The following is a 13,604-nucleotide window of genomic DNA, read 5'->3' as shown; positions in this document are numbered from 1 at the left end:
CGCGCGGCGCCGTGACCGCGGATCGCTCTGTCGCATGCGAACTCCATCGTGACTGGATGCATTGTCGGCGGAGGATAGGGGATTCGAACCCCTGAGGGCTTGCACCCAACACGCTTTCCAAGCGTGCGCCATAGGCCACTAGGCGAATCCTCCATGCTGACCCCGAGAGGCCAACCCTGCGATTCTAGCCCGAGACGGAAGGAGGCGGGGACCGCAGCCCCCGCCTCCCCTCGGAATCGCTCCTGCTACGGCAGCTGGCCGCGGCCCGTCGAGGCGCCCGGTGCCGACTCCGCGTACACGTAGGTGCGGTCGGTCGAGCCGTTCACCTCGTAGAGCACGACACCCAGGTACTGCTCGTTCGCACCCAGGCCGTTCCACGTCACCTCGACGTCGAACGCCTCACCCGTGCTCACCTGCTGGCTGGCAGGGCTCGCCGTCAGCTTGCCCTTCCCGCCGTTCGGCGAGACCGCGGCGTGCTCGAGGAGGAACGGCGTCTCGGCGCCGCCCGCCACCGAGTACACCTGCACCAGCGCCAGGTAGTTGCCCGGCTGCGGGTCCTCGAGCATGACGACCTCGTCGGCCGATGCGGTGCCGCCGACCCACTGCTCTACCGCCTGGCCCGCATCGTTCAGGCGGTAGATGTACAGGTCGAGGTCGGCGACGCTCTCGTCGCCGTTGAGCACGAAGTCGTGCACGAGCTCGCCCTCGCGGATCGTCACCGGGTAGACGAACTGGTCGCCCGTGACACCGCTCTCGTCGGCAAGGCCCTGGTACGGGGCGAGGCCGGCCGTGGCGACCGTGAGCTCGCCGGTGGTGCCGGCCAGTCCCTCGACCTCGATCACGTCGCGGCGACCCTCGCCCTCGACCCACTCGGGGACGACGATGGCGAGCGGGCGCACGGCGATCGGGGAGCGCACCGCGTTCGTGTCGTTCGACCAGGTGAGGAAGCCCGTCGCCCACTGCTCGGGCTCGGCCGACTCGGTGGTGAAGGTGACCTCGTACGAGACCTCCTCGCCCACCTCGGTGAACTCGAGCGTCGACGGCGTGACTTGCACGTCGATGCCGGCGACACCCTCGACCGACACCTGGTAGGTGCCGGTCTCGAGCGCGGTCAGCGTGCGCGTGACGGTCTGCGTGCCGGCGAGCGAGCCGATGCCGATCGACGGGATGTTGAGGTCGCTCGCATCGAACGCCTCGCCGACCCAAGCGTCGGGCAGGCCGTAGCCGAGCCCGCGCAGGTAGCCGTACCAGTCCTCCTTGTCGTTCTGGTAGATCAGCCCCGGGTTCAGGTACGACGGCGACTCGATGATGCCGGCGCCCTGCGAGAACGGGTCGGTCTCGCGGGTGTCGTCGGCGCGCACGGTGTCAGCCGCGCTCGTCATCATCGCGCTCTTGACCTCTGCCGGCGTCGCGAGCGGGTGCTCGGACAGGTAGACCGCTGCCAGGCCCGCGATGTGCGGTGCTGCCATCGACGTGCCCGACAGGAACGCATAGCGGTCGGGACCGCCCGGCGCCTGGTACGAGCCGGCGACGATGCCCACACCGGGGGCGGCGATGTCGGGCTTGATGATGTCCGAGCCCTCAGCCTCCACCGGTCCGCGCGACGAGAAGCCCGCCACCACCGGAGCCGGCGTCGCCACACCGGACGTGTTGCCCGGGGTGAAGGTGACCGTCTCGTTCGCCTCCGCGGCAGCCAGTGCCTGGTCGCGGAACTGCGCGTCGATGTGCACCGTCGGCACCGTGTGGTCGTCGAGGTCGATCGAGCTGGGCGTCACGTTCGCGAGGAGCACGCCGATGGCACCGGCGTCGCCGGCGACCTCCGACTTCTCGACGCGCGCGTTCATGCCTCGGTCGCACAGCACGATCTTGCCCGCGGCGCCCGCGGGGTCGAGCGAGCCGGGCAGGCAGAGCGCCGCGTTCGCGATGCCCTCTTCGGTCGCGGCGGAGGGGATGTCGCCGGCGTAGACGAGCGTGCCGCGCACCTCGCCGTCGAAGGGCACCGTGATCGAAGCACCAGCGACCATCGACTCGTCGGCGAAGGTGACCGTCGCCTCGTAGTTCGGGATGGTCGTGGCCGCGACGGTCGTGTACCAGGGCGCTGCGTGGTCGAGCGTCGAGGAGCCGGGGCCGGAGTTGCCGGCCGAGGCCGACACGAAGATGCCGGCCGCGGCCGCACCGAGGAACGAGACATCGGTGGCGGTGGCCACCGAGGTCGCCGCGCCGCCGCCGATCGAGTAGTTGATCACGTCGACGCCGTCGACCACAGCCTGGTCGATCGCCTGGACGAGGTCGCTCGTGGCGCAGCCGTCATCGGTCGTCACTGCGGGGTCCGGTCCCGACCAGCACACCTTGTACGCGGCGATGCGCGCCTCGGGTGCGACGCCCGACATCGTGCCCAGGTCGGCGCCGCCGACCGAGGTGATCGCGACATCCGCGTTGCCCGCTGCGGTCGATGCCGTGTGCGAGCCGTGGCCGTCGCCGTCGCGCGGCGAGACGTACTCGCCGGGCACCTGGTCGGCCGAGCCGAGGCGGTCGACGCCGAAGCCGTCGACGTAGTAGCGCGCGCCGACGATCTTGGTCGAGCAGTCGGCGGCGGTGAAGCCGTCGCCCACCTGGCAGACGCCGGTGAAGGTCGATCCGTCGCTCTTGGCGTACGTGATCGTCTCGCCGTCGAGGTAGGGCTCGTCGCCCGCCACGGTGCCGAGCGGCTCACCCGCGAAGAAGGGGTTCTCGGGCGCGATGCCCGTGTCGATCACGCCGACGACCACGCCGTCGCCGGCCTCGCCCATGCCGCCCACCTGATTCCACAGCTCATCCAGCTGCAGGTAGTCGTTGGCGGGGGAGCTCTGCGTCTGCAGGATCTCGTTCGCCTCGACCGAGCGCACGCCCGCAAGTCGGGACAGCTCGGTGGCCTGCTCGGCCGTCAGGTCGGCGACGAAGCCGTTCATGGCGGCCGTGAGGCTGGCATCGATCGTCGCGCCGACCTCGGCCGCGACATCCTGCTGACGGTCGTTGAGGTGCGCCGAGTAGGCGCGAGCCGCGCGCGAGTCGGTGTCCAGGTCGCTGCCGCGCTGCGGTGCGGTGGCTGCGAACCCGGAGACGCCGCCCTCATAGGTGGCGAGGGCGTCCTCTGCGAGGACGACGATGTAGCGTCCGTCCTCGAAACTGAGCGCGGAGCCTGGAGATGCGGCTGCGTTCGCGGTGGTCGCGCTCAGGACTGCGCCGCTCGCGCAGAGCGCGACCGCCGTCCCGATCGCAGCCACGCGGCGCAGCGTCGTCCGCGCTGTGCTGTGTGAAGTCACGTTCTTCCCTTCAGTGGCGTGCCGTCGTTGGCACTGCCGTCCATGATGAACCTATGCTCAGGATATGCTGAAGATCAGCGCGAACCGTTATCGTTTCGTAACCTTCGAGTGGCGCTAGCCTGGGCGCGTGCCGACACGAATCGTCATCGCTTCTCCTGAGGGCCACGCCGGAAAATCGATCGTCGCGCTCGGGCTCGTCGAAGCCCTCGGCCGCCGCGTCGGCAGGGTCGGCGTCTTCCGCCCCATCGCCCGCTCCGAGCAGGAGCGCGACCGGGTGCTCGAACTGCTGCTCGCGCACGAGGCCGTCGACCTCTCGTACGAGGAGGCGATCGGCACCACCTACGCCGCCGTGCACGACGACGCCGAGGCGGCGCTGGCGACCATCGTCGACCGCTATCACCGCATCGATGAGCGCTTCGACGCGATCGTGATCGTCGGCTCCGACTACACCGACGTCGGCAGCCCGACGGAGCTCGGCTTCAACGCCCGCGTCGCGGCCAACCTGGGCGCATCGGTGCTGCTGGTGCTCGGCGGTCGCGACCCGGAGACCGACACGCCCCGCAGCGCCGACGACCTGCGGCAGCTCGCCGACGTCACCACCGCAGAGCTCGCGCAGGCACACGCATCCATCGCCGGCATCATCGTCAACCGCGCGGAGCCCGCGGCCATCGAGGGCATCCCGGAGGCGCTGGCGGATGCGGTGCCCCCGGGCGTGCCCATCTGGTCGATCCCTGAGGATCGGCTGCTGAGCGCGCCGAGCGTCGGCTCGCTGTTCGCCGCCGCCGACGCCGAGCTGGTGCGCGGTGACGCCGAGCTGCTCGCGCGCGAATCGCTCGGCACCGTGGTCGCAGGCATGTCGATGGAGCACGTGCTCGAGCGGCTGATCGAGGGCGGCATCCTGGTGATGCCGGGGGATCGCTCGGACGTGGTGGTGGGCACGCTGCTGGCCCAGCAGTCGGAGACCTTCCCGTCGATCGCCGGCATCATCCTCAACGGAGGCTTCGAGCTGCACCCGGCGGTGCAGCGACTGCTCGACGGCCTTGAGCTCGAACTGCCCATCGGTGCCAGCCCGCACGGCACCTACGAGACCGCCAGGCGCATCGCCACCACCCGTGGCTCGCTCATCGACGGCACGCAGCGCAAGCGCGACACGGCGCTGGCGCTGTTCGAGCAGCACGTCGACGCGGATGCCCTGCTCGAGCGGCTCGAGGTCGCCACCACCGACGTCGTCACGCCGCTCATCTTCGAGCACAGCCTGATCGAGCGGGCGCGCCAGGACGTGCGGCACATCGTGCTGCCGGAGGGCGACGACGACCGCATCCTGCAGGCCGCGTCCACGGTGCTCGCCCGCGGCATCGCGCGGCTCACGATCCTCGGCGACGAGGCCACGATCCGGCAGCGCGCCGCGGGGCTCGGGCTCGACATCTCGGCCGCCCGCATCATCGCCACCGACGACGCCGAGCTGCGGCCGAAGTACGCCGCCGAGTACCAGCGCCTGCGCGCGCACAAGGGCGTGCGCGAGGAGCAGGCGATGGAGCGACTGCTCGACGTCAGCTACTTCGGCACCCTGATGGTGCACCTGGGCGACGCCGACGGCATGGTCTCCGGCGCCGCCCACACCACCGCCCACACGATCAAGCCCTCCTTCGAGACCATCAAGACCAAGCCGGGCGTGTCGGTGGTCTCGAGCGTGTTCCTGATGGCGCTCGCCGACCGCGTGCTGGTCTACGGCGACTGCGCCGTGATCCCCGAGCCGACCGTCGAGGAGCTCGCCGACATCGCCGTCTCCTCCGCGGCGACGGCGAAGGAGTTCGGCATCGAGCCGCGCGTGGCGATGCTCTCCTACTCGACGGGCGAGTCGGGCACGGGCGCCGAGGTCGAGCGGGTGCGCGCGGCGACCGAGCTGGTGCGCGAGCGCGCACCCGAGCTGCCGGTGGAGGGCCCGATCCAATACGACGCGGCGGCGGATGCGGCGGTGGCGCAGAAGAAGATGCCCGAGTCGCAGGTGGCCGGCCGGGCGACCGTGTTCGTCTTCCCCGACCTCAACACCGGCAACAACACCTACAAGGCCGTGCAGCGCTCGGCCGGCGCGCTCGCGATCGGGCCGGTGCTGCAGGGGCTCAACAAGCCGGTCAACGACCTCTCGCGCGGTGCGCTCGTGGGCGACATCGTCAACACCATCGCGATCACCGCGATCCAGGCGCAGGGAGCCGGGACGGACGCGCCCGGCACCGACAATGACGGCGCCCAGGAGGCATCCGCATGACCGCATCCGTCTTCGTCATCAACGCCGGCTCGTCGAGCCTGAAGTACCAGCTGGTCGAGGTGGAGTCGGGGAAGGCGCTCGCGAGCGGCCTGATCGAGCGCATCGGCGAGACCACCGGCGTCGCCACGCACGAGGTGCCAGGGCAGGACGACGTCACCGAGCGCCGCATGATCGCCGACCACGAGCACGCCTTCGGCTGGGTGCTGCAGCAGTTCGACCGGCACGGACCCGACCTCGACGGGTCGAACCTGCTCGGCATCGGGCACCGGGTCGTGCAGGGCGGCGCGCGCTTCGACACGGCGGTGCGCATCGACGACGACGTCGCGCAGCAGATCGACGACCTCGCCCCGCTTGCGCCGCTGCACAACCCCGCGAACCTGCAGGGCATCCGCTCTGCGCGCGCGACCTTCGCCGGCTACCCGCACGTGGCCGTGTTCGACACCGCCTTCCACCTGACGATCCCGCCGGCGGCGCACCGCTACGCGATCGAGGCGCAGGTGGCCGCCGAGCATCGGGTGCGCAAGTACGGCTTCCACGGCACCAGCCACCAGTTCGTCTCGCGCCGCATGGCCGAGCTGCTGGAGCGGCCCCTCGATGAGGTCAACTCGATCGTGCTGCACCTCGGCAACGGCGCTTCGGCGACCGCGGTGCGGGGCGGGCGCAGCGTCGAGACCTCGATGGGCATGACGCCGTTGGCGGGGCTCGTGATGGGCACGCGCTCCGGCGACATCGACCCGGGCGTGATCTTCCACCTGCACCGCGTCGCGGGCATGTCGATCGACGAGATCGACGTGCTGCTCAACAAGCGCTCCGGGCTGCTCGGCATGACCGGCACCGGCGACATGCGCGACGTGCAGCAGGCCGCGGCTGCGGGGATCGAGCGGGCTGTCGAGGCTCTGGATGTCGTGGCGCACCGGCTGCGCGGCACGGTCGGCGCCTATCTGGCGCACCTGGGTCGCACGGATGCGATCGTGTTCACTGCGGGCATCGGCGAGAACTCGGCGCCGGTGCGGGCGGCGGCGCTCGCGGGGCTCGAGGGGCTCGGCATCGTCCTCGATGCGGAGCGCAACGCCGGCCGGGGCGAGCGCCGGATCTCAGCCGACGCCTCGGCCATCGAGGTGTGGGTCGTGCCGACGAACGAGGAGCTGGAGATCGCCCGGCAGGTGGCGGCGCTGGTGAGTTGAGCCGCGCCCGACCGGCCGGTCAGCGCTCGGCGAGGGCACCGATCGCGAACTGGCTGAGCTGCTCGGTCGGCAGCGCGTCGCCCTCGTGCTCGCCCATGAAGTCCTCCGTCGCATCGGTGCCGCAGACGGCGAGGATGCGCTCGGGGCCGCCCGGGTGCAGCGGGATCCACTCGGTGACGTCGTACACCGTGCCCTCGATCGCGACCCAGCAGGAGGCCGAGTCGTCGTGCTGCGCGACTTCGGAGATGCCGATGCCTTCGGCGCCGTCGGCCGGCGCCTCGGGGGTGGGCGAGGCGGGCGAGGCGGGCGAGGGGGTGCCGCCCGTGCTGGGCGCGGCGGGCGATGCGACGGTGTCCTGCCAGACCTGGGTCGCGCCGGTGTGGCCGGTGAGCACCGCCACGATGATCGAGCCGAGCGCGAGCGCGGCGAGCACCGTGCCGATGACGAGGCCGACGACGCCGTTGGATCGGCGGCGACGTGCCAGGCGGCGCTGCCACAGCCACCAGGCGAGCGTGCCGGCGAACAGGATCGCCGACATCGCCAGCACCCAGTTGCCGAGCTGCTCATGCCGTCCGGGATCGCCGACCCGCTGTGCGAGCGCCTCGCCCGAGAGCTTCGCGACCGGCGCACCGGCCGTCGCGATGCCGAGCACCGCGATCACCGGCCATGCGAGCGAGGCGCGCCAGCGCGGCACCAGCAGCACCAGCAGCACGCCGATGGCCCCGAGGGGCAGCAGCACCACCGGCACGTGCACCGCGAGCGGGTGCAGCGGCAGGCCGAACGCGAGGTCGAAGGGGCTCTCCGAGCCGCCGAGCGGATGCATGCGGCAACGCTACAGCGCGCTCGGCTTCGCGCTCGCCGCCGCGTTCGGTAGGATGGATGCGGCTCCCCGCGTGGCGCCATCCAGGCCAAATCCCCCAGGTCGGAGACGAAGCAAGGGCAACCGGGCTCTGGCGGGTGCGCGGGGAGTCCTTCGCGTCTGTGGAGGCGTCGGCGCGCGTCACCGGCGGCAAGTAGCCTGGGGCACATGGTCGCCGCCCTCTACCGCCGCTATCGGCCGGAGTCGTTCGCCGAGCTCATCGGGCAGGCGCACGTCACCGATCCGCTGCGCACGGCGCTGCGCGCCGACCGCGTGAACCACGCCTACCTCTTCTCGGGCCCGCGCGGCTGCGGCAAGACCACCAGCGCGCGCATCCTGGCCCGCTGCCTCAACTGCGCCGAGGGGCCGACGCCCGAGCCGTGCGGCGTCTGCGACTCGTGCGTCGAGCTCGGCCGCGACGGCGGGGGATCGCTCGACGTGGTCGAGATCGACGCGGCGAGCCACGGCGGTGTCGACGACGCGCGTGACCTGCGCGAGCGTGCCACCTTCGCGCCCAGCCGCGACCGCTACAAGGTGTTCATCATCGATGAGGCCCACATGGTCACCAGCGGCGGCTTCAACGCGCTGCTGAAGATCGTCGAGGAGCCGCCCGAGCACATCAAGTTCATCTTCGCGACCACCGAGCCCGACAAGGTGATCGGCACGATCCGCTCGCGCACGCACCACTACCCGTTCCGCCTCATCGCGCCCGCGCCGATGCTCGAGTACGTGCAGCAGCTCTGCGCGCAGGAGGGCGTCGAGGTCGACCCCGGCGTGCTGCCGCTGGTCGTGCGCGCCGGCGGCGGCTCGGCCCGCGACACGCTCAGCCTGCTCGACCAGCTGATCGCCGGTTCCGAGGCTCGCGTGACGTACGAGAGCGCCGTCGCCCTGCTCGGCTTCACGCATGGCGAGCTGCTCGACGAGATCGTCGGCGCGATGTCGGCGACGGATGCGTCCCAGTTGTTCGCGTCCATCGACCGCGTCGTGCAGTCGGGGCAGGATCCGCGCCGCTTCGTGGAGGACCTGCTCGAGCGGCTGCGCGACCTGATCGTGGCGCGCGCGGCCGCCGACCCGGCCGCCATCCTGCACGGTGTGCCGGAGGACGAGCTGCGCACGCTCGTCGAGCAGGCGGGCGGCTTCGGTGCGGCCGAGCTCTCGCGCGCGGCCGACATCGTCGCGAAGGCGCTCACCGACATGGCCGGTGCCACCAGCCCGCGCCTGCACCTCGAGCTGATGGCCGCGCGCCTGCTCGTGCCCGAGACCGGCGAGCCCGAGGTGGGCACGCTGGCGCGCGTCGAGCGGCTGGAGCAGCGCCTCGACGGCGCCGCACCGGCGCCGCGGCCGGCCGCTGCTGTCGCGCCCGCCGCGCCCGCTGCCGTCGCGCCCGCCGCGCCCGCTGCCGTCGCGCCCGCCGCAGCCGCCGCGCCCGCCCGCACAGAAGCAGCGCCGGCCGCTGCGCCCGAGGACCCGATCGAGATCGCCGGACCCGATGCGGCGGGTCCACCCGTCCCGGCGGGGTCCACGGCTGCGCGTGCTCCCGCGTCCGCAGCAGCAGCGGCGTCCGCCGATGAGCCTGCGCCTGGGTCAGCTGCCGCGCCGCCTGCAGCTGCCCCCGCGGCCGCGCCGCCTGCAGCTGCCCCCGCGGCCGCGCCGGTGGTCGCGGCTCCGGCCGCGCCGATCACGTTCCAGCAGCTGCGCGACTCGTGGGACGAGGTGCTGCAGCAGCTCGCCGAGCAGCACCGCGCCGCCTGGATGCTCGTCTCGAACACCACGCCGGTCGAGCTCAAGGACGGCGACGTGCTGGTGCTCGGCTTCCAGTCGGATGCCGACGTGCAGCGCTTCCGCGAGGCGCAGGGCGGCAAGCCCAGCGTCGCCGACCTGCTTCGCACGGCGATCAAGTCGCTGCTCGGCATCGAGGTCAAGTACATCCCCCGCACCCGCCAGGGGCAGCGCGGCAGCGGCTCCGCGGCCGAGCAGCCGTCCGCAGCCGGCGACGACGTTCACCGAGCCGGGTCAGCACCGGCGCCCTCGGTCGCAGCACCGGCGCCTTCGGGCCCCGCACCGGCACCCGCCGAGGCACCCACCCCGGGCGCCTCGGTGTCGCCAGGAGCGCCCGGCTCTCGCATCGCATCCGCACCTGCACCCTCCTCGGCTTCCGTTCCCACCACGCCCGCGTCACCCGCAGCGTCCGGCGCCCGCGGCTCCCGCAGCGCGGCGGCGCCCGCGACTGCCGCGGCGGTCACCGGCTGGGCGGTCGCCGCCATCCCGAGCGATGCCGAGGCGCCGCCGGAGGACCTGCCGGAGCAGCCGCTGCCGGACCAGCCCGAGCCCGACCCGCTGTCGTTCGTCTCCGCGCCGGAGGCGCCCGCGCTGCCCGTCTCGGCGCCCGCAGAGGCGACCGCGCGCCCGGCGCCCGCCGGCCCGTCGCTCGACGAGCTCGCGCAATCTGCTCCGGCACCCGAGCCGGCGCTGTCGGCGTCGCAGGCGGCCCGCTACGGCGAATCGGTCGTGCGCGAGGAGCTCGGCGCCGAGCTGATCGAGGAGCGCCCGCGGGTGCGAGGGGAGCGCTGACATGTACGACGGCATCGTGCAGGACCTGATCGACGAGCTCGGCAGGCTGCCGGGCGTGGGCCCGAAGTCGGCCCAGCGCATCGCGTTCCACATCATCCAGACCGAGACCTTCGACGTCGACCGGCTGGCGACCATCCTGCACACCGTGCGCGAGCGGGTGCGCTTCTGCGTCATCTGCGGCAACGTCGGCGAGCAGGAGCGCTGCGCCATCTGCCGCGACCCGCGCCGCGTGCCCACCACCATCTGCGTGGTCGAGGAGGCGAAGGACGTCGTCGCGATCGAGCGCACCCGCGAGTACCGCGGGCTCTACCACGTGCTCGGCGGGGCGCTGAACCCCATGCAGGGCATCGGCCCAGACCAGCTGCGGGTGGCATCCCTCATGACCCGACTGCAGGATGCCGCGATCGAAGAGGTCATCATCGCCACCGACCCCAACGTCGAGGGCGAGGCCACCGCGACCTACCTCATCCGCTCGCTGCTGCCGCTGGGCGTGAAGGTGTCGCGCCTGGCGAGCGGGCTGCCCGTCGGCGGCGACCTCGAGTTCGCCGACGAGATGACGCTGGGCCGCGCATTCGAGGGGCGTCGCGCCGTCGAGCGCTGACCACGGGGGCGGATGCGGCACCCACCGACGCCTAGACTTGGGAGGTCCAGGGGTGCAGAGGAGCGGTGTGAGCCTCATCGTGCAGAAGTACGGCGGGTCCAGTGTGGGCGACGCCGAGGGGATCAAGCGCGTCGCGAAGCGGGTCGTCGAGTCGCGCCGACGCGGCGACGACGTCGTCGTGGTGGTCTCGGCGATGGGCGATACGACCGATGAGCTGCTCGACCTCGCGCACCAGGTGGTGCCGAGCCTGCCCACGGGCGGGCGAGAGCTCGACATGCTGCTGACCGCCGGCGAGCGCATCTCGATGGCGCTGCTGGCGATGTCGATCAAGGCGCAGGGCGCCGAGGCGGTCTCGTTCACCGGCAGCCAGGCCGGCATGCTCACCGACGACAAGCACGGCGCCGCCCGCATCATCTCCGTCACGCCCGGCCGCGTGCGCGACGCCCTCGACAAGGGCCAGATCGCGATCGTGCAGGGCTTCGCCGGCTTCAACAAGGTCACCGGCGACATCACCACGCTCGGCCGCGGCGGCTCCGACACCTCCGCGGTCGCCCTGGCGGCAGCGCTCGGCGCCGATGTCTGCGAGATCTACACCGACGTGGACGGCGTCTTCTCCGCCGACCCCCGCGTCATCCACCGAGCCCGACGCATCCCTCGTGTCACGAGTGAGGAGATGCTCGAGCTCGCCGCCGGCGGTGCGAAGGTGCTGCACATCCGCAGCGTCGAGTACGCGCGCCGCCACGGCGTCACCCTTCATGTGCGCTCGTCGTTCACCAACGACGAGGGCACCATCGTCTACGACCCAGAGAGAGTGGGGTCCACTATGGAAGAGCCGATGATCGTGGGAGTCGCCCACGACCTGTCCCAGGCGAAGGTCACCGTCGCCGGCGCACCGGACGTGCCCGGCACCGCGGCGGGGATCTTCACCATCGTCGCCGAGACGGGCGCCAACATCGACATGATCGTGCAGAACGTCTCGGAGGTCGGCACCGGCCGCACCGACATCTCGTTCACGCTGCCGATGGAGGAGGCCGGCGCCGTGCTCGACGCGCTCGAGGCGCACCGCGAGTCGGTCGGCTTCGAGCAGCTGCGCTACGACGACCAGATCGGCAAGCTCGTGCTGGTCGGCGCGGGCATGCGCACGAACGCCGGCGTCTCGGCGCGACTGTTCACGGCGCTGTCGGATGCAGCCATCAACATCGAGATGATCTCGACCTCCGAGATCCGCATCTCGGTCGTCACGCGGGCCGACCAGCTGATCGAGGCCGTGCGGGTCGTGCACACGGCGTTCGAGCTGGACGCCGAGCAGGAGGCCATCGTGCACGCGGGGACCGGACGATGATCCGCGTGCTTCGCGATGAGCCGGGCCCGGTGCGCCCGGTGCGCATCGGCGTGGTCGGCGCCACCGGGCAGGTGGGCGGCGTGGTGCTGCAGCTGCTGGCTCAGCGCGAGCTGCCGATCGAGCAGCTGCGACTGTTCGCCTCCGCGCGCTCGGCCGGCAGGACGCTCGAGTTCCGCGGCACCGAGATCACCATCGAGGACGCCGAGCAGGCCGACCCGAGCGGGCTCGACATCGCGATCTTCTCGGCCGGCGGCGCCACCTCGCGCCGACTGGCGCCCACGTTCGCCGAGGCCGGCGTCATCGTCATCGACAACTCCTCCGCCTGGCGGATGGACCCGGACGTGCCGCTGGTGGTCTCCGAGGTCAACCCGCACGCCATCACCGGTGCGGTCAAGGGCATCATCGCGAACCCCAACTGCACCACCATGGCCGCGATGCCGGTGCTGAAGCCGCTCGACCTCGCCTCCGGGCTCGTGCGCCTCGTGGTCGCCACCTACCAGGCAGTCTCCGGTTCTGGCGTCGCCGGCGTCGAGGAGCTGCGCGGGCAGCTCGAGCGCGCCTCCACGCAGCACCCCGAGCGGCTCACGCACGACGGCTCGGCGATCGACTTCGGCGAGCCCGGCGTCTACACCCAGACCATCGCGCACAACGTGCTGCCGCTGGCCGGCTCGATCGTCGACGACGGCTCCGGCGAGACCGACGAGGAGCAGAAGCTGCGCAACGAGTCGCGCAAGATCCTGCAGCGGCCCGAGCTGCGCGTCGCCGGCACCTGCGTGCGGGTGCCGGTCTTCACCGGCCACTCGCTCGCGATCCACGCGGAGTTCGAGCGCGACCTGAGCCCCGAGCAGGCGCGCGAGCTGCTCGCGCAGGCGCCCGGCGTGCAGCTGGTCGACGTGCCGACCCCGCAGCAGGCTGCAGGCGCCGACCCCGCGCTGGTGGGACGCATCCGTGCCGACCAGTCGGCGGAGCCCGGCAAGGGCCTGGTGCTGTTCGTCGCGAACGACAACCTGCGCAAGGGAGCCGCCCTCAACACGGTGCAGCTCGCCGAGCTCGTCGCGCAGCGGCTCGACTAGCGCGCTGCTCCCGCAGCGACGCCAGCGCCCCGGCCCGTCTCGGGCCGGGGTCACGGCGCGATCAGACGATCCGGTCGTCCGCTTCCTCAGCGCCGACCTCGTCGGCATCCGCCTGCGGGGCGGCCGCGCCCGCGTCCGTGGACACATCCACCCATTCGGTCGCGAACTCGCCCCCGCCACCGCTGCGCGCCTCGGGTGCGCTGGAGCCCGCGTCGGCACCGCCGACCCGCGACTCCACCCAGTGCTTGGCGTCCGCGGCCTTGCCGCCGATCGTCTGCCCGGCGTCCTGCGCCTGATCACCGATCTGCTCCGCACGGTCCTTGACCCAGCCGGCGGCGTCGCCGAGCTTGTCCTTCGCGTCGTCCAGGATTCCCATCTCCGGCTCCTCTCGCCACTGCCGACCGTT

At 72.1% G+C, this 13,604-nt stretch carries 9 protein-coding genes, 1 tRNA gene and 1 other RNA gene; 7 read left to right on the top strand and 4 right to left on the bottom strand.

Annotation, left to right across the window (positions count from 1 at the left end; translation table 11 throughout):
* Positions 1-68 precede the first annotated feature (68 nt).
* Together J1M46_RS08530 and J1M46_RS08525 are read right to left on the bottom strand one after the other, a co-directional pair.
* Positions 69-153 (bottom strand) — tRNA-Ser (locus J1M46_RS08530).
* Between the two features lie 92 nt (positions 154-245).
* Complete coding sequence (locus tag J1M46_RS08525; protein ID WP_206447422.1) at positions 246-3,263, bottom strand: S8 family serine peptidase; 3,018 nt, start codon at positions 3,261-3,263, stop codon at positions 246-248.
* Positions 3,264-3,429: 166 nt separating this feature from the next.
* Between J1M46_RS08525 and pta the strand changes: the two genes are divergently transcribed.
* Together pta and J1M46_RS08515 are read left to right on the top strand one after the other, a co-directional pair.
* A complete protein-coding gene (pta, locus tag J1M46_RS08520; protein ID WP_206447421.1) occupies positions 3,430-5,568 on the top strand; it encodes a phosphate acetyltransferase in 2,139 nt (712 codons plus the stop codon).
* Complete coding sequence (locus J1M46_RS08515; RefSeq protein WP_206447420.1) at positions 5,565-6,752, top strand: acetate/propionate family kinase; 1,188 nt, start codon at positions 5,565-5,567, stop codon at positions 6,750-6,752. Before pta ends, J1M46_RS08515 begins: the two co-directional genes overlap by 4 nt.
* A 19-nt stretch (positions 6,753-6,771) precedes the next feature.
* On the opposite strand, the gene J1M46_RS08510 is transcribed toward J1M46_RS08515, so the two are convergent.
* A complete protein-coding gene (locus J1M46_RS08510) occupies positions 6,772-7,575 on the bottom strand; it encodes a cytochrome b5-like heme/steroid binding domain-containing protein (protein WP_206447419.1) in 804 nt (267 codons plus the stop codon).
* Between the two features lie 57 nt (positions 7,576-7,632).
* Between J1M46_RS08510 and ffs the strand changes: the two genes are divergently transcribed.
* The 5 genes from ffs to J1M46_RS08485 all read left to right on the top strand — a co-directional run bounded on the left by ffs (position 7,633) and on the right by J1M46_RS08485 (position 13,198).
* An RNA gene (ffs, locus tag J1M46_RS08505) (signal recognition particle sRNA small type) lies at positions 7,633-7,729 on the top strand.
* Positions 7,730-7,779: 50 nt separating this feature from the next.
* Positions 7,780-10,182, top strand: a complete 2,403-nt coding sequence (locus J1M46_RS08500) for a DNA polymerase III subunit gamma and tau (protein ID WP_206447418.1) — start codon at positions 7,780-7,782, stop codon at positions 10,180-10,182.
* A gap of 1 nt (position 10,183) precedes the next feature.
* Positions 10,184-10,783, top strand: a complete 600-nt coding sequence (recR, locus tag J1M46_RS08495) for a recombination mediator RecR (protein WP_206447417.1) — start codon at positions 10,184-10,186, stop codon at positions 10,781-10,783.
* A gap of 67 nt (positions 10,784-10,850) precedes the next feature.
* Positions 10,851-12,125: an aspartate kinase gene (locus J1M46_RS08490; protein ID WP_206447416.1), complete on the top strand. Its 1,275-nt coding sequence runs from the start codon at positions 10,851-10,853 to the stop codon at positions 12,123-12,125.
* A 5-nt stretch (positions 12,126-12,130) separates the two neighbouring features.
* Complete coding sequence (locus J1M46_RS08485) at positions 12,131-13,198, top strand: aspartate-semialdehyde dehydrogenase (protein ID WP_342384326.1); 1,068 nt, start codon at positions 12,131-12,133, stop codon at positions 13,196-13,198.
* Between the two features lie 61 nt (positions 13,199-13,259).
* On the opposite strand, the gene J1M46_RS08480 is transcribed toward J1M46_RS08485, so the two are convergent.
* The gene (locus J1M46_RS08480) at positions 13,260-13,574 is read right to left on the bottom strand and encodes a hypothetical protein (RefSeq protein WP_206447414.1); all 315 of its coding nucleotides are present in this window, start codon (positions 13,572-13,574) and stop codon (positions 13,260-13,262) included.
* Positions 13,575-13,604: the final 30 nt, after the last annotated feature.

Origin of the sequence: Agrococcus sp. KRD186, assembly GCF_017168255.1 — a bacterium.
Taxonomy (GTDB): domain Bacteria; phylum Actinomycetota; class Actinomycetes; order Actinomycetales; family Microbacteriaceae; genus Agrococcus.
Note: the sequence above shows the minus strand (reverse complement) of the source record. Positions and strands in the feature narration are given on the sequence as shown.